Source organism: Streptomyces sp. NPDC087440, from assembly GCF_044744005.1.
Classification (GTDB): Bacteria; Actinomycetota; Actinomycetes; order Streptomycetales; family Streptomycetaceae; genus Streptomyces.
Genome location: NZ_JBIUXN010000033.1, coordinates 38,956 through 60,194, shown reverse-complemented (window position 1 = coordinate 60,194; position 21,239 = coordinate 38,956). Strand labels below are relative to the sequence as shown.

19 protein-coding genes are annotated in these 21,239 nt (G+C 69.4%); 12 read left to right on the top strand and 7 right to left on the bottom strand.

The genetic code is table 11. From position 1 onward, the window contains the following. Nucleotides 1-213: 213 nt before the first annotated feature. A complete protein-coding gene (locus ACIO3O_RS40110) occupies nt 214-1,908 on the top strand; it encodes a DUF2637 domain-containing protein (protein WP_401755065.1) in 1,695 nt (564 codons plus the stop codon). A 225-nt stretch (nt 1,909-2,133) separates the two neighbouring features. On the opposite strand, the gene ACIO3O_RS40105 is transcribed toward ACIO3O_RS40110, so the two are convergent. After that, the gene (locus tag ACIO3O_RS40105; RefSeq protein ID WP_401755062.1) at nt 2,134-2,397 is read right to left on the bottom strand and encodes a hypothetical protein; all 264 of its coding nucleotides are present in this window, start codon (nt 2,395-2,397) and stop codon (nt 2,134-2,136) included. Between the two features lie 1,618 nt (nt 2,398-4,015). Beyond that, nucleotides 4,016-4,771, bottom strand: a complete 756-nt coding sequence (locus tag ACIO3O_RS40100; protein ID WP_401755059.1) for a hypothetical protein — start codon at nt 4,769-4,771, stop codon at nt 4,016-4,018. 486 nt (nt 4,772-5,257) lie between these two features. Here ACIO3O_RS40100 and ACIO3O_RS40095 point away from each other — a divergent pair, with 486 nt between their 5' ends. From ACIO3O_RS40095 to ACIO3O_RS40085, 3 genes are all read left to right on the top strand, one after another. After that, a complete protein-coding gene (locus ACIO3O_RS40095; RefSeq protein ID WP_401755056.1) occupies nt 5,258-6,208 on the top strand; it encodes a hypothetical protein in 951 nt (316 codons plus the stop codon). A 453-nt stretch (nt 6,209-6,661) separates the two neighbouring features. Then, complete coding sequence (locus ACIO3O_RS40090) at nt 6,662-6,958, top strand: hypothetical protein (RefSeq protein ID WP_401755054.1); 297 nt, start codon at nt 6,662-6,664, stop codon at nt 6,956-6,958. Next, on the top strand, nt 6,955-7,221 hold the full coding sequence (locus ACIO3O_RS40085) for a hypothetical protein (protein ID WP_401755051.1): 267 nt from the start codon (nt 6,955-6,957) through the stop codon (nt 7,219-7,221). The genes ACIO3O_RS40090 and ACIO3O_RS40085 overlap by 4 nt, the downstream gene beginning before the upstream one ends. Before the next feature lie 3 nt (nt 7,222-7,224). Here the strand turns inward: ACIO3O_RS40085 and ACIO3O_RS40080 are convergent, their stop codons facing one another. Together ACIO3O_RS40080 and ACIO3O_RS40075 are read right to left on the bottom strand one after the other, a co-directional pair. Next, on the bottom strand, nt 7,225-7,764 hold the full coding sequence (locus tag ACIO3O_RS40080) for a hypothetical protein (protein WP_401755048.1): 540 nt from the start codon (nt 7,762-7,764) through the stop codon (nt 7,225-7,227). A gap of 8 nt (nt 7,765-7,772) precedes the next feature. Further along, the gene (locus ACIO3O_RS40075; RefSeq protein ID WP_401755045.1) at nt 7,773-8,303 is read right to left on the bottom strand and encodes a hypothetical protein; all 531 of its coding nucleotides are present in this window, start codon (nt 8,301-8,303) and stop codon (nt 7,773-7,775) included. 180 nt (nt 8,304-8,483) lie between these two features. Here ACIO3O_RS40075 and ACIO3O_RS40070 point away from each other — a divergent pair, with 180 nt between their 5' ends. The 4 genes from ACIO3O_RS40070 (at nt 8,484) to ACIO3O_RS40055 (ending at nt 10,849) form a co-directional block, all read left to right on the top strand. Next, nucleotides 8,484-9,158, top strand: a complete 675-nt coding sequence (locus ACIO3O_RS40070) for a hypothetical protein (RefSeq protein ID WP_401755042.1) — start codon at nt 8,484-8,486, stop codon at nt 9,156-9,158. Further along, nucleotides 9,155-9,364 carry a hypothetical protein gene (locus ACIO3O_RS40065; RefSeq protein WP_401755039.1) on the top strand — a complete coding sequence of 70 codons (210 nt, stop codon included), beginning with the start codon at nt 9,155-9,157 and terminating at the stop codon, nt 9,362-9,364. The genes ACIO3O_RS40070 and ACIO3O_RS40065 overlap by 4 nt, the downstream gene beginning before the upstream one ends. Before the next feature lie 370 nt (nt 9,365-9,734). Next, nucleotides 9,735-10,439, top strand: a complete 705-nt coding sequence (locus tag ACIO3O_RS40060; protein ID WP_401755037.1) for a hypothetical protein — start codon at nt 9,735-9,737, stop codon at nt 10,437-10,439. 137 nt (nt 10,440-10,576) lie between these two features. Continuing rightward, nucleotides 10,577-10,849: a hypothetical protein gene (locus ACIO3O_RS40055; protein ID WP_401755034.1), complete on the top strand. Its 273-nt coding sequence runs from the start codon at nt 10,577-10,579 to the stop codon at nt 10,847-10,849. Between the two features lie 389 nt (nt 10,850-11,238). Here ACIO3O_RS40055 and ACIO3O_RS40050 read toward each other — a convergent pair whose 3' ends face one another. The 3 genes from ACIO3O_RS40050 to lexA all read right to left on the bottom strand — a co-directional run bounded on the left by ACIO3O_RS40050 (nt 11,239) and on the right by lexA (nt 13,578). Continuing rightward, nucleotides 11,239-11,424, bottom strand: coding sequence for a hypothetical protein (locus ACIO3O_RS40050; protein WP_401755031.1), 186 nt, complete (start codon nt 11,422-11,424; stop codon nt 11,239-11,241). 570 nt (nt 11,425-11,994) lie between these two features. Then, nucleotides 11,995-12,588, bottom strand: a complete 594-nt coding sequence (locus ACIO3O_RS40045) for a hypothetical protein (RefSeq protein WP_401755029.1) — start codon at nt 12,586-12,588, stop codon at nt 11,995-11,997. Nucleotides 12,589-12,894: 306 nt separating this feature from the next. Then, on the bottom strand, nt 12,895-13,578 hold the full coding sequence (gene lexA / locus ACIO3O_RS40040; protein WP_401755026.1) for a transcriptional repressor LexA: 684 nt from the start codon (nt 13,576-13,578) through the stop codon (nt 12,895-12,897). 233 nt (nt 13,579-13,811) lie between these two features. On the opposite strand from lexA, the gene ACIO3O_RS40035 reads away from it, so the two are divergent. The 4 genes from ACIO3O_RS40035 to ACIO3O_RS40020 are packed head-to-tail and all read left to right on the top strand — an operon-like array spanning nt 13,812 to nt 21,190. Continuing rightward, nucleotides 13,812-17,261, top strand: coding sequence for a DNA polymerase III subunit alpha (locus tag ACIO3O_RS40035; RefSeq protein WP_401755023.1), 3,450 nt, complete (start codon nt 13,812-13,814; stop codon nt 17,259-17,261). Beyond that, complete coding sequence (locus tag ACIO3O_RS40030) at nt 17,258-17,887, top strand: DNA polymerase thumb domain-containing protein (RefSeq protein WP_401755021.1); 630 nt, start codon at nt 17,258-17,260, stop codon at nt 17,885-17,887. Before ACIO3O_RS40035 ends, ACIO3O_RS40030 begins: the two co-directional genes overlap by 4 nt. A 22-nt stretch (nt 17,888-17,909) precedes the next feature. After that, a complete protein-coding gene (locus ACIO3O_RS40025) occupies nt 17,910-19,298 on the top strand; it encodes a site-specific integrase (protein ID WP_401755018.1) in 1,389 nt (462 codons plus the stop codon). A gap of 56 nt (nt 19,299-19,354) precedes the next feature. Continuing rightward, on the top strand, nt 19,355-21,190 hold the full coding sequence (locus ACIO3O_RS40020; RefSeq protein WP_401755015.1) for a hypothetical protein: 1,836 nt from the start codon (nt 19,355-19,357) through the stop codon (nt 21,188-21,190). Nucleotides 21,191-21,239: the final 49 nt, after the last annotated feature.

Here is a 21,239-nt window from a genome sequence, read left to right as displayed (position 1 = left end):
CGGCCCTTTGCGGCCCATCATGTGCCGAGTGGGGCCGGGGGTTCTGGGATGAAGGCGACACCGCAGAGGAACACGCCACTGGTGGACGGGCCGCATGCGCTGCCACGAACCCCTTGGGTGAGGACGCGCCGCATGGCAGGGTTGACGGATCTTGAACCAGTGCGAGGAGCGCGAAATCGCGCTCTTCCTTCCCGAGGCAGAGAGGCTGACGACGTGAGCGCCCCGCAGTTGACCAAGGCGCACCGCATCCTGATCGGCGTGGTGGTCACCGGTGCGGTGATCATCGCGGGGATCGGGTTCGCTGGTTCGTACGCGGCGGTCCGCGAACTGGCGCTGGAGAAGGGCTTCGGGAACTTCGCGTACGTTTTCCCGATCGGTATCGACGCGGGCATCTGTGTCCTGCTGGCCCTGGACCTGTTGTTGACCTGGATGCGGATTCCGTTCCCGCTCCTGCGGCAGACCGCGTGGCTCCTCACCGCCGCGACGATCGCGTTCAACGGCGCGGCCTCCTGGCCCGACCCGCTGGGCGTCGGCATGCACGCGGTCATCCCGGTGCTTTTCGTCGTCTCCGTCGAGGCGGCCCGTCATGCGGTGGGGCGGATCGCGGACATCACCGCGGACAGGCACATGGAGGGCGTGCGGCTGACCCGGTGGCTGCTGTCCCCGCTGCCGACCTTCCGGTTGTGGCGGCGGATGAAGCTGTGGGAGCTGCGGAGTTATGAGCAGGTCATCAAGCTGGAGCAGGACCGGCTGATCTACCAGTCGCGGCTGAAGGCCCGGTTCGGGAAGTCCTGGAAGCGCCGGGCTCCCATCGAGGCCCTGATGCCGCTGCGCCTCGCGAAGTACGGCATACCCCTTGCGGACACGGCTCCGGCGGGGCTCGCGGCCGCGGGCATCGAACCTGTCCTCCTGCCTCCGGCGCCCGTAGCAGCGGCACCGGCCCCGGCAGCTCTGGAGCAGGCTGCTGCTCCAGAGGATGTACCTGTCGACGGGCCGGTATCTGAGCCGACCCGGACGGGGCAGGAAGATGCTCATGTCCGGACCGCCGACAGCCAGCCGCGCGAGGAGACCCGGGATGGGCATCCGGCAACGTTGACGGACGAGGATTACTACGCAGCGTTCCGGGAGTTGGCTGCCCTGCTCGGAGCGTTCCCGACGCCCGTGCAGTTCGGCGGCTACCTGGCCGAGGTGTACGGCGTCACCGATCCGGACACGGGACAGCCCCTCACGGCGGAGGAGTTGGAGCCGGTTGTGTCCGGGGCCCGCTCGGGCGCCATCGGCCACCGGGACACCTCGCTTGCCGCAATGCGCTCCTCAGGTTCGCCGGAGACGGAAGGTGCCACACCGGAGAGACCTACAGCGGGGGAGCAGCCGGTGGAAACACGGTGGCGTCAGGAGCAGTGGCCAGCGGCGGCCGACGACGCCGACGACCGGTCACCTGTGCCGGACACTGGCCCCCACCCGTTCTTCGGCGGCGGCCAATCCGCTCCGGTCACCGGCCAACCGCAACCGGTGCCGGACGTTCCGCAGCCGGTGGCCACTGCCTCGGCCACTGGCCACCTACCGCTCCAGTCGAGGGCGCCCGAGCGGCAGACAGCGGACGTCGCGGCCAGTGGCCACATCCCGGTCACGGGCGAGGCAACGGCCCGTCTGCCCGAGCAGATGCCGGTAGCGCCCGAGCCGGTACCCACGACCAAGGCCGGCCAGGTCGCCCTGCTGGCGCAGCAACTGGACGAGGCCAAGGAACAGGGCCGGACCCTGAATGGCCCGGACGTCGAGAAGCTCCTGGGTGTCAAGTCCCGGACCGCGCGGCGCCGGCTGGAGGAGGCCCGGGCGTACCAGGAAGAGCAGCAGCGCACCGCCGCCAGTGGGCGTGGCCACTTGTGGCCGGTCACTGACCAGGGGTGACCCGGGCAGACAGAAGCGGCCGCTGGCCGTTGGTTCGGTGGCCCACCCGTTGGCCACCGCCATGATGGTCTCGGGTTCTGTGGCGCGCCCGACCAGTCTTCCGCTGAAGGACCCGGCAGGTACAGACGCGAACGGCGGCTGCAGCTGGCAGCCGGGAGGGCCGAGGGCTCCGGCACACCCGACATCTCGGTGTGCCGGAGCCCTTAGGCGTCGGGGGAGCGGGGGTCAGTCGCTGGGGCTGATCCATTCAACGATCCTGCCGATGACGGGGGTTACGGCTATCCGGTCGAGGAGCCAGGTCAGGGCTCGTGAGGTGAGGACGCTGCCGGTCCCGCGGGCCGCACCGACGAACAGCGCGTGCCGCAGCTCGGATGGGCCGGTGGCCGGGCTGGCTGTGGTGAGCCGGGGCGAGAGGGTGGGGGCCGGGGCAGGTCCGGGTTGCGGTGCGGTGGGGGCGGGCGGCTGGGCGGTGGTGTTCCGAGAGGTCATGAGGGTCTCCTGACAAGGGTGTGTGGCGGTTCGGGTGTGAGGTCGGCGGTACGCCGTTTCGACGGGGTGGGGTGCCCAGATGTTGCGAGGTGGAGCGTGTGAGGCCGGAGTGCTAGGTGCGCAAGGAGGCGGCGGGTGACGGCTACGGGGCCTGTGCATGGGTCTTGCCCGACATGGGTGGGTGGGGTCCGGGTGCGGGTGGCGGCTGGCGGTACGGAGCACGGCGTGCTGGTCCTGCGGATGTCCCCGGGCGGTGTGGACTGGGCGGTGTGGACTGGGCCTGTGGCTGGTGGCTCGGGCTGTCTGTGCGCCGGGTTGGCCGTTGGCGGCAGTGCGGGCTCTTGCCGCGGGCCGACGAGTCCTTCTCGGGTGGAGCCTGGCCAGGAACCGCACGATGGCGAAGAGCACAGCCGGGGACGGGCCGTGGCTCTGCAGACGGGGTGCTGCCAGATAGACCAGCACGAGGAGCCCGACGGCGACCAGCAGGCAATACCGGGTGGGTGGCAGACGGGTCGGGAGCACAGGACCTTCCTTCTCCATGGGCTGGGTGAGGACGGACGGGACTTCGTCCGCAAGGTGGGCTTGGTGCCTGGGTGTGCTGAAGGGGAAGCGGGAGCCGGTGCAGGGGCGGCCAGGTGTCGCGTTCTCGCGAAGATCGCCCGGCCTGGGCGCGCTCGGCGCTGAAGACCTGGCGGCTGCGCGACTTCACAGGGCTTGACGGACGACAGGACGTACACGGCGAAGGCACCGACAGGCGCGGCCTCGCCGGTTCTGGGGGACGAGGTGACTGTGCAGGAGGCGGGTGCAAGGCGCGCAAGTCCTGGGTGGCCAGGGGAGATGGGCGGCGGTATTCCCGCTGCGAGCTGGGGCATGACGCTGCCCCGCACGTACGGCGGTGCGGGGCAGCGGAGACTGGAACGCCTCGCTCCCCGGCGGCGGGGGCGAGGCGTCAAGGAAGAGGTGTGTGAGCGTGGGGGAGTGATGTGCGGAAGAGCGTGGTGTCTGGGTGCGAGGAGGACTGTACGCGGAGAGGCGGAAAGCGGCACGCCCGCTCCGGCCCTTCGTGCTCCGTCCTGGGCATAGAGCAGCTCAGACCGACTGAAATACAGTCAAAACCCCTCTCTGTGCACCGAGTTGCAGAAGTTGTGGGGCGGTCCGCGGTGCCGGTAAAGCCTCGCGCTGCACGGACAGCGGGCCCTAGGATCTTGATGTTGCCGCCGATCCGGGCGGCGCTAGGGGAGGGAGCTCATCATGGGCAAGGACACCAACTGGGACGTAGCCGACATCAAGTGGCGTCGCCAGCGCGCGGACATCGACTGGGGCTACGCAGACCCCAACTGGAAGTAGCGCGCGCCGGGGCGCGGGACACCGCGCGCCTGCAACGAAGCCGGTGCCACCCCGTGGCACCGGCTTCGCCGTTCGCCGTGTCTGCACACCGCGACAACGGGGAGGTTCGACGGTCCACCGAGCGCCAGCGGCTGTGACTGAGCGCCGTAGTTGGCCCCGATGGACAACTAGAACGCTAAAGCACGGACACCGTTGACCTGCGGAAATGCCACAGAGGGGTGATACGGGCGGCCCGTGCTCAGGAAGGCGACGACGGAGGCGCCGCCACCGGTCAGGGCGTCGGGGAGGCCTCCGTGAGTGACATCCAGTCTCGGACCGTCTCCTGGTGCGAACCGTTCACCGTGCTCGCGGCCACTGCCTCGGCTTGCTCGGTGGAGCATGGCGCTCCTGCGCGGGTGAGCAGGACCAATGGCCAGCCGGGTCCCGTGCTGACTGGCTCGCCATCGAAGGGCGTCCACTCCCAGGGGCCTTCGAACCGCCATGCCCGGCCAGTGGCGTCGGCGACCTCGTCACCCAGGTCGAGGTGGGCGTACGGCCGCATCAACAGTTCAAAGCCGAAGGGGATCCCGTCGTCGGGATGAATGGTGTATCCCGAGCCGTCGAGATGGCTCCCATCCGGAAACTCGCGGTAAGACACGCCGCGGCGCAGCACCGCCACCGTCTGTCGCGGGCGGGGCAACCAGCCCGTCTCAAGGGGCGGGTCATGGTGATCGACGGCCGTCACGTGGACCACGGTCGGTGGCACTCCAACCCGACAGATGTCTCCTGCCTTCAGATGTTGGGGCGGCGGTTCGGTACGGAACAGTTCCGCCTGCATGTCAGGTGCGACGTACTCGCCAGAGTGCACGCCCAGGGCAACGACGCCGTTCCAGTGGATGAAGTCGCTGTCGCTGTCGATTTCCCACCAGGGCCAGCGCACAGACATGGTGCCCCAGGTCACGCCCTGCTCGACCCTGGCCGGCGTGAAGGGACAGGCGATCGACAACACGTCGCCGACCCGGAAGTCACGCGCATCAGCATCCATCATCGGGCCAGGGTAGAGGGGGCCTCTTCGCGTCCCGGCGGGGCCTACCCGCCGGGAGACCCGGGCGTGGGGCCAAGCACGATGCGCACCGGGGCCAACAAGAACGCTCAGGGGCCAACCACAGCGCTAAGTCACAGCGGCCCGGCCCCGCCCCCGCAGGCAGCTTCACCGCATCGATCCAGACGCAAAAACGCCTGAGCGGCCCGCTGGAGGCCTTTCGTAGCCCGTCAGGACCGATCACCCCGGGGGTGACGAGAACGGGTGCAGGAGGCCCCATTCTGGGGGCCGGATTTTCTTCGGATTCACGAAATTTGGTTCACCTGGGCCGTTTTGGGCAGTTGCACGCGCCCCGCTCTCCACCAACTGCGACAGTGAGGTGCGGTTGGGGCGGCGTGTCGGTGGCCAGGTTCCAGACGACCGTTCCGCACAGGACGCCCAGCGCCGAGCGCAAGGCACGAGCAAGCCACCGAGCCGCAGGAGACCTGAATCGTGTACGACCCGCAGGATGCCGAGAGCCCTGTACTGGACCCCGATCTCGACAAGAAGACGCGGACCTTGCTGCTGAGGTCCTGGGAGCGTCCCTTTCTCTACGGGGGAGGGACGCTCCGGCCGGCAGCCGTCATGTTCCAGGGAGCAGGACCGACTGCCTGTGCCACGGCGGGCGCCGGGGCGCTGTCCGTCTACCTGGACGGCACTGCCGCAACCCTCAACTCGCATACGGCCAACGGGTTCCTCCTCGGCAAGCTCGCCGAAGTGGCCCCCATCCTGCAAACGGGCGCGCTCATGGGCGTGGCTTACATCGGGCTCCTCGGCTACTTCCAGTGGCACTCAGCCCGCCGGTACAACGTGGAGCGGGACGCCGAACGAGCCGCCCGGGAGCACATGGTGATCCCCTCGGAACTCACGGCCGAGGCGCAGGTGCTGCTGACGCGGGCCCGCACCGCACTGACCGCCGTGCTCACCTCCACCGTCCACCATCAGAACCTGCTGGACCGCCAGCGCAACGACCTGTTGCTCCCGGCGCACCTGTGGGAGATCGCCGAGGGTCTGCGGGACTACAGCCGTCTCGCCGCCCAGGAACCGGATCAGCCGGAAGGCGAGCGCGTTCGCCGTCTGCTGGCGGGCCGCCGCCAGGCTCTCGCCCAGAGCCTGGCCGGGGCCGAGCACCGGGTAACGGCCCTGGAGGCGTACGCCGCCGAAGCCGCACGCGCCGACTCCCGGTACACCGAACTTCACCAGATCCAGCACCTCACCGACACCCATTCCAACGTGTTGGACCTGCTCGCGCGGACTGCCCGCGATGACCTCGCAGCAACCGAACTGGACGGTATGACGGGCGAGGCGTCCCTGGCCGTCCACGCCTTCGCCCAGGCACTCGATGCCGCACAGCAGGCGGCGGACTCCGTCCCCGCGCCGTATGCGGTAGCCAAGTCGGCCTGACCAACACCCCTTCCCCTACAGGTGCCTGAAGCTGACCGCGGCCGCTTAGCCGCCGCAGAACTCGAACGTGATGGCCGCCAGGACCAGCAGCGACCGGTCGGCGCGGCCCTGGCCCTGTTCCAGCTCCTGACCACTACCCGGAGGGTCCTCGCGCGGGCGGCGAGGGTTTGTTCGCGGAGCAGGACCAGACCTGGACGTGGCCGGGCTGACTGCGCTGGAAGAGGTTGCCCCGCGCCGTCGTGATGAACGCGGGACGGGTGTAGTGACGCTTGTGCCCGAGGACATGGACTTGGCCGAGGTCGTCATGCGGGCCGCGCTCACGAACCGGTACGCGACGGTGCCCGTTCCTTGCGCTCCATCTACGGCTGCGGCGAACGCCCGTTGATGCAGTGGAGTACGTGCGGAGCGGGCCGTGCCCCGAGTAGCGTCGAAGACGACGACCAGGAGGCGACCGTGACCGCACAACCCGACCACCACGCACCCATCCCGGCCCCGCCCATGACCACCGTCCGCGAGCTCCGGCTGGCCCTGCGCACGTACGGCACATCCACCGAGGTGGACGAGTTCGAGGAGAAGCTGGCCGACACCGATCTCGACGACCTCACGCAGGCCCGCCGCTTGATCCAGACGTACCGGCACCGGGTGCTGCTGCGGCTCGACCCCGAGGGCGCCGCCGCCCTGGCCCGCACGGACGAGGACGTCGCCGATGAACTCCGCCGCAAGCTCGACACGAAGGCCAATGGCCGGTGACCCACGCGTTCTACTCCGACGCCGCCGAGAAGGCACGCGCCGATCTCAGCCCACGTGAACGGGCCGCCGTCGAGGACATCCGGATCTCCCTCGAATCCGACCCCGGACGGGGCGAGGAGGTCCCCGACTCCGGGCCGGGATCGTCGTCGTACGTCGTCGAGCTGCTGCCCGAGGAGACCGGCGGCCGCGGGATCAGCATCCTGTACCGGTACGACCGTGCGCTCGACGCAGCCCTGATCACGTACCTGGTCGCCGGACCCTGAGCGTTACCGCGGAGGAAGTCCGCACGGCCCGCGGTGGCCGGTGAACTGCGGGCAGGCCCGGCCGACCCGGTCGATCCACAACGAGCAGGCCGAGCTGAACATCCGGTCGGCAGGGATGTGCCAGAGCGCATCGTCCTGTTCCCGCTCGTGCTCGGACGGCTGCTCGACGACGCCGGTGATCTCGTCCTCGGCGAGGCTCAGCTCGATGCCGGTGTCGAAGCGGACGCTGTACGGGAACGGGGTGACGTACTGCCGCACCCGCAGCACCCGGCCCAACGTCCTGGCCGGGACGTCGTAGGCCACGCTGTAGTCCGCGGAGTCCGCGCTCGCCCCTTCCTCCGCTTCCAGGCCCTCGTGCGGGTAGGACCCCCGCAACCGTCGGCGGGCCTCCACCCGGTCCCCCTCCCGCAGGACCAGGGCGCCGACCCGCACCCGGCGGACCAGCTCCAGCTTGTCCTCCAAGGTGAGTTGGTCGAGGAGGACGTCGAGCACCCGGCCCCGCTGGGACAAAGGTGCGGGAGGCGATTCGTCGAACTGGGTCATCCTGTCCTCTACTCCGCGTCGCGTTCCGGGCGGGACTTTCCGTATCGCTCCCAAGCTGCTTGCTTGGAGATGCCGAGGGCTTCGCCGATCTGCGACCAGGAGTGGTCGAGGTAGCTTGCGCGCAGGGCCGCGTCGCGGGCCTGGCGGGCGAAGTAGCCGCCCGAGAGGCGGACCGCGGCCAGGGCGGCCATCGGTTTGTCGGCCCGGATCAGCTCGTCGAGCTGGCTGCCGACGGATCGGATCTGGTCCGCGAGGCCGGCCGGGACGGAGGTGTCGACGAGGGGGTCGATGTGCTCGTCCAGCCACTCGTTCTCGGCGGACTGTTCGGCCTTGGCCTCGCCCTCTGGTTGCGTGACCGGGTGGGCGTCGGGGTGCGGGATTCCGCTCTTCCCCTCCATTCCGGGGAGACCGTCGGCACCGCGCCACCCGCAGCTGCAGGTGGCCACCATGCCCACGAGATCCTCAATCCCGTCCGGGCCGGAGGTGGCCCATAGGGGCGCGGGCCTGAAGGTGTGGCCGTCCAGCTGATATGTCGTCATGGCCGTAAAGATCTCATTACGGTTGATGGCTAGTCAAGATGGATCGTCAGGTTTTCATTACGCAGCCCTTGACTCCGGATAAGCCCACAGTTCCGGGGTCCAGAACGACACCCAGAACTGTCATATGCCAATTGACACCTTTGGATGTCAACGCAGGTAGCGACATCCTAGGCTGTCCATATGAACCCGACACCGCGCAAGGACGACCCCGACTTCTGGACCGACGTCCTGTCCCCCCGCACCCCGGCCTGGCGCGAGCCCGGCGAGGACGACCTCATCACCCTGGCCGACGACGTCCACGACGCCGCCGACCGGCTCGCCCGCGCGATCTCCACCCGCGCCGCCGACTACCACGAGGCCGGAAGTGACTTCCCCCTCGAAGCCAGCGCCGCCCCCGACTACCAGCTCGCCCTCCTGCACGCGCTGTGGCAGATCACCCGCTCCGCCGAATCCCGTGCCGCCACCGCCGCCAAGGTGGCCGGACACTGCGGCGCCGGATACCCCGACCTGGGCACCGCGTGGGGAGGAATCACCCGCCAGTCCGCCCGCAAGAAGTGGCCCGACGCCGTCCGCAGGCCCGGCACCCCCGACCCCATCACGCTGGAGCTGGCCGGCGGCCGCGCCGTCCTCACCGAACTGCCCGACGACATCGGACACATCTGGGAGGCCACCGGCGAAGACGGGGAACAGGGCGAGGCGGACGAACCACTGAACAGCCAGGCTGAGGCCGCCGCCCACGCCGGAGCCTGGCTTCAGCAGCACGAATACGGCCCCGACGAGGCGCACGCCGACGGCCTCACCCTCCGACTGGGCACCGACGGCGACCCCGTCGACTACGACGGGAACCCGGTGTGAGCACGCCGGAGTTCACCACCGAGTCCCAAGAGGCGGAGTTCTGGATCTCCATGGGCATGAGCAGCCTCGACGACACCGAGGCCCAAGACCTCATGACCCGGGTCCGCCACGAGGTCACGTGGGACCTGGTCAAACTCCTGCGCGCCCACGGGCACGAGAGCGCCGCCCGCCTCCTCGACAGCACCCTCCCGCCGCCGCCCGAGTAGGTCAGCGCCCAACCGACTAGGACGAGTCGGGAGTTGCGGGCAGTGTCCTCGGCCGTACGGGCAGTGTCCTTGACGAGCACCGGCTGCGTGCTGCTCCGTGGAGCCGACGGGCCCGTGGTCTTCGGGTCGGCTGGTCATTACTGCCTGAATGTGAGCCGACGAGGGTTCGTGCAGGACCCAGTAGGCTCGAACCTACGCACGGTTCAGAAGGGGCCCCGTCTCTCGCACGTGTAGTTTCACCACCTCGGAATGGTCAAGTTCTTGACTGGTCAATACTTTGACTGCCACGGTGAAGTCTCACCAGCGAGAAGGAGCTCTCCCCGTGCGCGGATTCCAATGGCCCCGACCTGCCGTGAAGTTCCCTTCCCGGATGGCCCGCACGTTCGAGGGACTGCTGGCGGCCCTCCATGAGGAGGGGCTGACTTGGCTGACCGTGGACGACGTGATCGACAACCTCGGTGCCGTGGCCAGATGGCACCAGCAGTCCAGCAGGCCAGTCGAACGGTGGTACCACGACCCGGAATCCGGGCAGGCCTCGGGCCCGCACATCGAGGAGCGCTCGATGGGCGATGCCCGGCTCGACCTTCAGGATCTGTGCGTCAGAGCCGGATGGCCGCTGCCACTGGACGGCGGCGGCCGGGACCACACGACGCCGGCCGCGCTGGCAGTCCAGGAGGCCAAGCGGCTGCTCGCCGAGGCGATGGTCGCCGACAGCACCGAGCAGGGTGCCAGCGCGAACATGATTGCCGACCGTGCCCGCAACGCCCAGAGTCGGCCCACCACGCTCAAGCTCCTGTCCACCGAGGTGCTGCGCCACGACACGGTCCAGGCCTTGGGCGCCCTCATGGATGCGGACGTGCCGTTGTTCGTGGACGGGACACTGGCCCGCGAGGTGACGGTGGTGGCCGCATGGGACGACGAGCCCCAGGCGGTACGCCGTCAACACCTCACCGAAGCCCAAAGGGCGTTGGAAGGGGCACGTCTGGAGCTGTGCGACGAGAGCGGGCAGCGTCTCGACATCACCGTCCTGGCCGCCGACGGCGCCCCGTCGGCGACGGTCCGCCGCATCGCGTAGTGCCACGCCGTGGCGTCGCCCGGATGGCAAGGATGCAGAGCCCCAACTCAGGACGCGCCCGCCGAGGACACGGTGGCCACGTCAGGGACAGTCCCAGCGTAAGCAGCACCTGCACTTCTCCGAAGGCGAGACCTGACATGACGTCGACCCGAACTCCCCGGCACGTCCGCACGTTTGTCGGTGGCATGGCCCTGACCCTGGCACTGGAGCTGCTGAGCGCCCTGTGCGCGTGGTGGCTTCGACGAGGGCCCGTCGAGAACCCCGTGCTCGACGGCCCTGCAAAGGTCGTCGAGCAGGTCGCCGACGTGGCCGCGGCACCCCTGGCAGTCGCCGGTGTCTTCGTGGCCGCGATCACGGTCTACGTGGCCGTGGTCCAGTCCCGTACCGCCGACCAGGAACCACGCACCTAGCAAGGTCCGTACCCGGCCGTGCCCGCCGACGACACCGACGCGGAAGACGACTTCGAGTAGGAACTCCACCGTGAGCAGCTGGAGTTCGCTCCTGGCCGCAGTTCTCGATGGGCGACCTGGGGGACCGTCATCATGAGCAGCTTCATCGAAGCCCGCCGGTGCTGGTCGCGGCACCTGCCCCGACCAGCAGGACGCGTGCGGCGGCCACTGGCCACAAGGCCTATGACGAGTCCGGGTACGAACTATCGCAGCGGCCACCGGGTGCGTGGGTGGCCACCAGGGACCGGTCCTGGGCACGGAAGCGGCGCGGGACGGTGGCCACCGTGCCGACCGGAGCAGCCCCTCCTTCAGGAGCGCCCGGCCGTGCACGGTGGCCATTCCAACGGTGGCTACAGGTCGTCGGTCTGCTCGGCGATGTAGGTCCCGTCGTGCCGCAGTGTGTCGGTCAACCGAAAGCGCAGCGGGCGGCTGTCCACGACGAAGACCACGCAGGCCCCCGGCGGCTGGGCGCTGACGCGCTGGTGGGAACCCCAGGCGGGACCGTTAGCCGAGTAGAGGGTGTAGAGGCGCAACACGGGCAGCCCTTCTGGAAGGGGAGTGGCCACCGCCTCGGCGGCCCGAGGGTGGCGTGAACGCAGTCGGCGGACTGCTGTGCGGCCCCGGTGCAGTAACCCGAGGATCAGGAGGGCAGCGAGTGCGCCCACCGTTTCGGTCAGTGCGTCGGTAAGCAGTGGGAGCAGGGACATGAGGACCTCGCGGGATTCGGAGCGGCCTGCCGGATGGACGGGCCGCGCCGACTATCGGGGAGGCGGTACTTAGGCACGCAAGTCCCGTCTCGCCGCTCCTACTTGTCCGGAATGTTCACGAAAGAAGAGGGCTCCGGCCGGGCGAAATCGACTGTATGATGTTCTGCGGCCCTCTCAGGGCCTGACAGGCCAGATCACCCACAGGTAGGCGCGCTCGGCGCTCCTAGGGGGTATTTTGTGGGTTGGATTTTGCCCTGTATCAGAAGAATGCCGTTTCTAAGCCGTATCGGCATGGGGGAGGCAGTCACGAGCCTGACGGTTGGCAGACGGCAAAACTCTCCGAGGCAGCCAAGAAGGCACCTATGGCGGAGCGCCAGTGCCCTGCCAGGTCGGTGGTAGTCACCGTGTCGTCTGTACGGGCGGAGGCGGAGGGTGTACGCCTTGGGTGTGCTCCATGTAGGCGTCGAGCACACCCAACGCGCGGGCGGCGGGGGCCAGTAGTTGTCGGGCGGTGGGGTCCAGTGTGCCGAAGGCAGTCATCAGGTTCTGGATAGCCACCCACGCGTAGCGGTATGACTCGTCTGTCCACGCCGGGATGCGCCGCAGCTCGGCTGTTGCCGTCGCCGCATTCAGTGCGGCGCGCGTATAGCGGCAGCCGGATGGTGGGCGGGGAGCGGCTCCGCCGCCCATCTCGACCCATTCCTTGGCTGCCATGATGTAGGGCTTTTGCGCATCGCAAGCCTCGGCGTGCAGCTTTGTCTCCGCCCGCAGAGGTGCGTATGCCTTCCCCTCGGCCTTCCACCCGCAGTATCGGCAGCGAGCCATGTAGCCGACGCGCCCGGGGCAGCGCGGGTCCAGTGGTTGCTGCCGGTGTTTTCCCTTGCCCGTACGGGTACAGCGGGAGCCGTCTGCGTGTTCGGCCCAGATCTGCCCGTCGAAGATGAGGACTTCCTCAACGGTTCCGTCTCCCTTGGAGAGGTGGGCCGTTGGCATCGCGGCCGGTCCTTTCGCGCGTGGTGTCGTTTGGCGTTCCACCGACACAACGGCCTCGCTCGGCCGACGGTCACGTAGGACAGCGTCGGGTGGAGCCCACTGGTGCCTCTGGCCTGTATCACGGTGCGTCAGATTCGGCATGGCGGCGAGAGTGAGGTGCGTGCAGGCGCCAACAAGCGGCCGGGCCGAGAACAAGTGTGCCCGACGGCAGCATCGGCTTCGGGATGGGCACCGCCGGGCACTGCTCAGAATGACATTGCGCTGGGACATCGCTCGCAGAGGGGGCAGTGTGTTGCCCGAGCCTGCCTAGAGTCTGCGCAGGACGGCGGTGACTTTGCCGAGGATGGTGGCCTCGTTGCCCCAGATAGGTTCGTACCCGGGATTCTCCGGGAGGAGCCAGACCTGGTCACCGTCGCGCTTGAAGCGCTTGACGGTGGCTTCGCCGTCGATCATCGCGGCGACGATGTCCCCGTTCTGCGCCTCGCTCTGGGCGCGGATGACGACCTGGTCGCCGTCCGCGATGTGGGCGTTGATCATCGATGAGCCGACAACGTCCAGGACGAACAGGTCGCCTTCGCCCACCAGGCGGCGGGGGAGCGGCAGCACGTCTTCGACGTGCTGCTCGGCGAGCACCGGAGTGCCGGCCGCGATCCGGCCGACCAGCGGCACGTGCGCGGTCCGCTGCCCGTCGTCCTCCTGCTGCTGCCCGGCCAGGGCGGCGAAGCGGTCGGCGCGGATGCGGTAGGCACGCGGGCGCTGGGGGTCGCGCTCCAAGACGCCGTGCCGCTCCAGGGCGCCGAGCTGGTGGGCAACGGAGGAGGTCGAGGCGAGTCCGACCGCCGCGCCGATCTCGCGCATTGAAGGCGGGTACCCGTGGACGCGGATGTGGTCGCGCACGGCCTCCACAATGGCGCTCTGGCGTGCGGTGGGGCCGTCGGGACCGGGGCGGATTCCCCTGGGGCGGCCGGGGCCGGGACGGGTGGGGGGCATGGCTCTCCCGGTTGTGATCGTTTCGTGCACGCTACCCCGCCCTGCACCCACATGCGAACACGCAAGCGAAAACTTTGAGTGGCCTCACCCCTTGGGGCGACTGGCCGTGACCCCCTTCCCCGCCTCCGTGAAACCCGTCGCGCCATGCAGGCCCGGGTGGCGCGCGCTACTGTATTCGCACAGGGGTTCTATTTCATTCGTGGGGAGGGTGAGCAGATGAGAGGCGGCAGGTCATGGCCGGTTTTACCCATCTGCACACCGCATCCGGGTTCTCCGCCCGCTACGGCGCCTCCCACCCCCAAGCCCTTGTCCGGGCAGCCGCAGACCGGGGCATGGGCGCGCTCGCGCTGACCGACCGCGACACCGTCACCGGCGCCGTGCGCTTCCTCAAAGCCGCCGAGACAGCCGGAGTGCGCCCGATCCTCGGGGTCGACATCGCGGTCGAGCCCCACGCCCCTTCCGCCGCATCGGCGCCACGTCGCCGTACCCCGGTACGCGGCGGTGCCCACGTCACCGAGGCCCCTCTGCGGATCACCCTGTTCGCCCAGGGCCGGGCCGGTTGGGCGCGCTTGTGCCGTCTGGTCTCCTCCGCCCACGCCCTCCCCGACGGCCCGCCGGTCGTTACGCATGAGGCGCTCGCGGAGTACGGCGCCGACGGCCTGGCCGCCCTGCTCGGCCCGGCCTCGGAGCCGGTACGGGCGCTGTCCGCCGGCCGCCCCGACCGCGCCGAGCACCTGCTCGCACCCTGGCGTGCCCTCTTCGGCGACCGCCTGTACCTGGAGGCCCTGTCGTACGGAACCCCCGGCACCGGTCCCGGCTCCACCCGGCTGGCTGCCCGTACCCTCCAGTTCGCCGACCAGTGCCGCATCCCCGCAGTGCTCACCAACGCTGTCCGCTACGCCGACCCGCATCAGCACAGGCTGGCCGACGTCCTGGACGCGGCCCGTCTGCTGCGTCCGATCGACCGCCGCCGCCTGGACTCAGGCCAGCGCTGGCTGAAGGGGCCCGCCGACATGGCCGCCGTCGCTGCCCGGATCTGTGAGGCCGCAGGTGAGGGGCCCGAGCGGGCTACCCGCCTCCTGGCGCAGACCGCCGAGACCGCACAGTCCTGCCTCCTGGACCCCGTCGCCGATCTGGGCCTGGGACACCCGCACTTCCCCGAGCCGGAGGTCGTCGGCGCCGGACCCGGTCCGAACGCGGCCGCGGCGCTGCTGCGCACCCGGGCCGAGGCCGGTCTTATACGACGCGGCCTGCACCACGCCCCCGCCGCGGTGGAGCGGATGGAAGAGGAGCTGCGGGTCATCACGAAGCTGGGATTCGAGGCGTACTTCCTGGCGGTCGGCCAGGTCGTCGCGGACGTCCGCGAGATGGGCATCCGCGTTGCTGCCCGCGGGTCAGGGGCCGGGTCGATGGTCGCGCACGCTCTGCACATCGCCACGGCGAACCCGCTGGAGCACAACCTGCTCTTCGAGCGGTTCCTCTCCGAGCGGCGTACGTCGCTGCCCGACATCGACATCGACGTGGAGTCCGCCCGCCGCCTTCAGGTCTACGACCGCATCTTCGATCGCTTCGGCCCGGAGCGGGTCGCGGTGACCGGCATGCCCGAGACCTACCGCGCCCGCCACGCCCTGCGCGACACCGGACTCGCCCTCGGCATTGCACCCCAGCAAGTCGATCGGATCGCGAAGTCCTTCCCACATATCCGGGCCTGCGACATCTCCTCCGCGCTGGCCGAGCTCCCCGAGCTCCGTCAGCTGTCCGAGGAGGCGGCGTCGGGCCGGTTCGGGCCGCTCTTCGAGCTGGCCACCGGCCTCGACAAGCTGCCGCGGGGAATGGCGATGCACCCGTGCGGCGTCATCATCACCGACAACACCCTGCTGGACCGGCTGCCGGTGCAGCCGACGCCGGGCGGCAACTACCCGATGGTCCAGGCCGACAAGCACGACGTCGAAGACCTCGGCCTCATCAAGCTCGACGTCCTCGGCGTGCGCATGCAGTCCTCCATGGCCCACGCCGTGAATGAGATCGCCCGCACCAACGGCCAGCCCCGCATCGACCTCGACGACCCCGCCCAGGTGCCGTTGGACGACTTCTTCGCGTTCAAGATGATCCAGGCCTCCGACACGGTCGGCATGTTCCAGTTGGAGTCGCCCGGTCAGCAGGACCTGCTGGGCCGGTTGCAGCCGCGCGATCCGCAGGACGTCATCGCCGACATCAGCCTCTTCCGTCCCGGCCCGGTGTCCGGGGGCATGCCCGCCCAGTACATCGCCGCCCGCCACGGCGCCGCTCCCGCCTACCCGCACCCTGACCTGGAGCCCGTCCTCGCTGATACGTATGGCGTGACGATCTGGCACGAACAAATTATCGACATGTTCGCCGTCCTGACCGGCTGCGACCGTGCCATGGGTGATGTCGCTCGACGCGCCCTCGCCGACAAGCAGCGCCTGCCCAATGTCCGCGCCTGGTTCCTCGACGAAGCCGGAGCCCGCGGGTACGACCACGACACCCTGCTGAAAATCTGGGAGGTGATCGAGGGGTTCGGGGCCTACGGATTCTGCCGCGCCCACGCGGTCGCCTTCGCCGTCCCCGCCCTCCAGAGTGCGTGGCTCAAGGCGCACCACCCGGCCGCCCTGTACGCGGGCCTGCTGGAGCACGACCCGGGCATGTGGCCGATGCGGGTGATCATCTCCGATGCCCGCCGCCACGGTGTGCCGGTCCTGCCCGTCGACATCAACGCCTCCACGGCCGCCTACCAGTTGGAGCAGGTGCCGGACGGGACATGGGGGGTGCGGATGTCGCTCTCCGGCGTCAAGGGCATCCAGGAGGACGACGTCCGCCGGATCGTCGCCGGCCAACCGTATGCCGGGCTGGCGGATCTGTGGGAGCGGGCGCACCCTTCCCGCCCGACCGTGGAACGGCTGGTGGAGATCGGTGCCTTGGACAGAGTGCGCGGTACGCAGAGCCGCCGCGATCTCCTGCTCCAGGTCCACGAGCTGCACCGGCATTCCCGCCAGCGACAGGCCGAGGGACAGCTCCCGCTGGACGGGCTCACCGCGGCGTCCGGCCCGTCCGGGCTGCCCGAGATGACCGCCCGCGAGGCCCTCGGCGCCGAACTGGAGGTCCTCAAGGCGGATGTATCCCAGCACCTGATGGACCACCACCACCGGATGCTCCGCGAGGTCGGCGCGACTGACGCCGCCCATCTGAAGTCGATGCGCGCCGGACAGCAGGTGTTGGTCGCCGGGGTCCGCGCCTCCACCCAGACGCCGCCCATCCCCTCCGGGAAGCGCATTATCTTCGTCACCCTCGAAGACGGCTCCGGCCTGGTGGACCTCGCGTTTTTCGAGGACTCCCATGAGGCCTGCGCGCACACCGTCTTCCACTCCGGGCTCCTCCTGGTCCGCGGCACCGTCGAAGAACGCGGACCCCGGCGCACCGTGGTCGGGCAGATGGTCTGGGACCTGGACGCGCTCGCCGAGGCCCGCCGCGACGGCGGCCCCGAAGCCGTCCTCGCTCTGCTCGGGCGCTCCCGCACCAGCCCCACCCCGGCCCAGCCACAGCGCATCCTGCCCAACGGCACGGCAGGATCGCGGCTGCACGCCTGGGCCGACCTCCAGCCCGCGGGCACCCGCTCCGCCGACCTCACCGCATACGGCCATCGCAGTCCCGGGAGTCCAGGATGATCACCCCCATCACCGCCGGTGGCGTGCGTGAACGGCACATCCTGCGCGTTCACTTCCACCTCCCGTGCGACGACCCCGGCCTCTACGACGAACTGCTGCGCCTGCTGGCCACGGTGACGCCGTTGGTGCAACCACTGCCGCCGCTGGCGGCCGAGCTCGACGTCACCGGCTCACTCCGGCTGTTCGACCGGAATGTCGAAGCGCTGGGACGCCTGCTGCAGATCCGCGTCAAGGCCCTGTACGACATCGACACCAGCGTCGGCGCCGGTCCCAACCGCACGCTCGCCACCATGGCCGCCGACACCACCCCGCCCGGCGGCCTCACCCTCGTACCCAACACTCCCGACCTGGTCGCACACTTCCTGCGCCCGCGCCCCGTCGCCGCCCTCCCGGGTGTTGGTCCGGCCACCGCCCGCACGCTCACCCGCAACGGCCTGCACCAGATCGGCACCCTCGCCGACACCCCGCTGCTCACCCTCCAACGCCTGCTCGGCACCGCGACCGGCCGCCTCCTGCACGACCGTGCCCATGTTCTGTATCCAGTGACTGTTGTTGTGCGGGCTCGTTGTAACCCACATGGCGGAGTTCGAGCCGGTGGCGCGTTGTTGGCAGCTGCACAGGAGTGACCCGAGTCGTACGGCCGATGACGTGGCCGAGTTGCTCCGGGACCTTTCGCCAGGTCTGGCGGCCCGCGTGGAGGGGCGTGTTGTGCGGGAGGGGCAGCGGTTCGTGATCGGGCCTGATGGTCTGCCTGATCTGCGGGTGAACTGGTGCCTGGGTTCTGCGAAGTGGCGCACGATGGCCCGGCGTTCACAACGGGATTACGCGTACTCGGTGCTGGTGTGGCTCAACTATCTGTTCTCGGCCGGGGTGAACTGGTGGGATGCCGACGATGACGTGGCGTCCGAGTTTCTGTTCTGGCGGGTCACCGATCCCTTGAACCCGGAGACGGTGGAGACGGGGACGTTCGCGAGGGACCTTGCAGGGCTGAGGAAGTTCTACAAGCTGGCCGCGCGTTTTGGGGTGCGCGATCCGTTCACGGACTTGGACCGGCCCCGCATCGTGCGACACGCGGACGTGAAGTGGCTCGATCCCGGCGGGTATACCCGATGGCGCGATCTGGGCATCCGCGGCCACGACCTCGCTGGACGCGCTGATCCTTGGTGGAGGGGCCGCAACGAGCAGCGCGACCGGGCATTTTGCGACGGTCTGTACGGCAACGGCCTGCGGGTGTCGGAGTGGGCCAGTGTGATGCTGCCTGAGCTGCCCGCCTACGACCGGCGGCGGGGCTTCTTCACCTGCGAGCTTGCTGACGCATGCGCGAAGGGGGGTTACGGCCACACGTACTGGACCCCGCGGGCGGCCCTGCGGGGTGTCCTTGGGTATGTGGAGGGTGCTCGGGCGGCAGCGGTCCGGCGGGCGCAGTCTGCCGGACGCTATGAGCGGGTGCGCGGCCGTCGTATGGTGCTGGCCGTTCATGGAACCCATGCGGTGACCATGACCTTCGCAGACGGCGGCACCCGCCGGGAACGGTGGAACGATGTCGGGCCGCAGACCCGGCTGCGCCTTTTCCGTCAGACTGCCCAGGGTGTGGAGCCGGTGGCCCTGTGGCTGAACGAGGACGGTCTGCCCCGCGACGGCCGGGGATGGGAGCACACCTTCGACGTGGCGAACGACCGGGTCGAGGGGCTGGGGCTGCAGAACTTCCGCTGCACCGCTCATATGCTCCGGCATTCCTTCGCCCTGAAGTGGTACGCGGTCGGCAAGCTGATCAAGTACCGGCGGCTGGGTCACCTGACGGCCGGTGAGCAGCGTGATTTCCGCGAGGAGATCGGTGACGTCTGGCATCTGGTCCAGACGATGCTCGGGCACCGCAGCGTCGAGACGACCAAAGAGGTCTATCTGGAGCCGTTTCGCACGCTGGAGGTGGAAGCGCTCCTGGCCTGCGCTGACGGCTTTCCCGTCGAGGCGTTCATGGCGGACGTCTTCGCCCGGCATCCGCGTGTTCGGACCGATCCGCTGATGGAGGCGCGGTGAGCCGGGGTCGTCGGGCGGCCCTGCCGACCGGCTCCTCCGGGACGCGGCATGGGCTGATGACCAACGAGGACGGCCGCCGGATCGTCCGGTGCTACGGCCAGGACGGCGAGGACCGCAGTGATCTCGACGTGTCGGTCCTCACCATGCCCGATGCTCTGAGGGAAGCGATGGTCGCTGCGCTGGTGGTCCGTACTGCTCCGGGAGGCGGGCTGACGTCGTGTCACTCGTTCAAGAAGTCCTTCTGGGTTTTGAGGACGTTCGACGGCTATCTCGCTGGTCTGGAGAGAGTTCCGCAGCGTGCGCTTGAGGTGGCGCCCGAGCACTTCGACGGGTTCGGCGATCACCGTCGTGGCAAGGGCATCAAGGTGGTCCGGAGCGAGCTGACAGAGCTGCGGCAGCTCCTGCTGCGCACGGAAGGCATCAGCGGCACCCTGTCCGGCCGGCTCGCCGGTTCCTTGCCTGCCCGGCCCAGGAACGAGCCCGCCCACAGTTACAGCCAGACCGAGCTCAAGAGGATCGTGCACGCCGCGAGGGCGACCTTGCGCGCAGCGGATGCCCGCATCCGAGGCAACCGTGCGCTGCTGGAGCAGTTCCGGTCCGGCGCACTCGACGTCAGCGCCGATGTCCACCTGCGACGCCGTGTGCAGATCCTCGACCATCTGGAGCGTGTGGGTGACCTCCCGCGGCGGCGGTGCCGGGGAGGTGACCTTCCGCAGCGCTGGGTCAGGGCGCGGGGGACGGTCAGGGACGTCGTCGGGTGGCTCTACCTGATGCCGGAGGAAGTCGCGGCGGCGGCGGTGTTGTTCGGCGTCATGACGGGGCAGAACACGGAGGTGATCTGCCGGATGCCGGCCGCCCACCACCGGGCGGACGGCGGCGTGGGTTTGGGCACAGCCATCGTGGGCCTGCGTAAACCGCGTCGTCAGAACCGCGCCTACATGGATCTGGCGCTGTCAGAGGTTCCCGACTGGATCAGTATCCCGGAACAGCCCGGTGAGCTGTCCGCACGGGACGCCCTGCACACGCCCTTCGGTCTTTACGTGCTGGTCCACGATCTGACGGCGCGGGCGCGGCACTTCACCGGCGGCAATCGCCTCCTGGTCGCCTACATGGTCAGCGGCCCCGGGAAAGTGGGCGAGGGTCGGGGATGGCGCCCGATTCCCACGAACGGGGCGTTAGTCAGCAAGCTCGGCAGGTCCTGGAACCTGCCCTCCGACGAGGTGAAGAAGGACGGACGGCCTGTGCCCATGCGGCCGTTGAGCCTTGAGACGCTGCGGATGACGTACGTCGAGCTCCACCAGAAGCCGGTCGCCCACACCGAGCGGACTGCGGCAACCCGGTATCTGGTCCGCAACCGCGGCAACATCAACGCCTACCGCAACGTCATCGCCGAGGCGCTGCACGCCGAGGTCGCCAAGGCTCGCACCCGTTCCAAGATCGCCACGATGACGGCCGAACAGGTGGCGCACGCCCGCGAGGATGTCGAGCAGGCCGCTGCGCAGATGGGCCTGGACCCCAAGGTGCTCGCGCGAATGCTCGCCGGCGAGCTGGACACGGTGCTGGCGGCCTGCACTGACAACCAGAACGGCCCCTACACGCCACCGGGAGAACCCTGCCGGGCCTCGTTCCTGCTCTGTCTGGACTGCGAATGCGCCCGGGCCCTGCCCCGCCACCTGCCCGTGCAGGTGGTCGTTCATGACCGGCTCGCCGACCGGCGCGAGCAGATGGACACCCTGCGCTGGGCCCAGCGCTTCGCCGGGCCGCACGCGCAACTGGCCGACCTGCTGGCCCAGCACGACGCCACTGCGGTCGAGGATGCCCGCCAGAGCGCCGGTGCGGCCGAGCACGCACTTGCCGAGCGCCTGCTGAACGGGGAGCTCGATCTCCGATGACAATTCCTGCCCCGGTCGCGCCCGATGAACCGGCCGGGCTTCCTGAAGG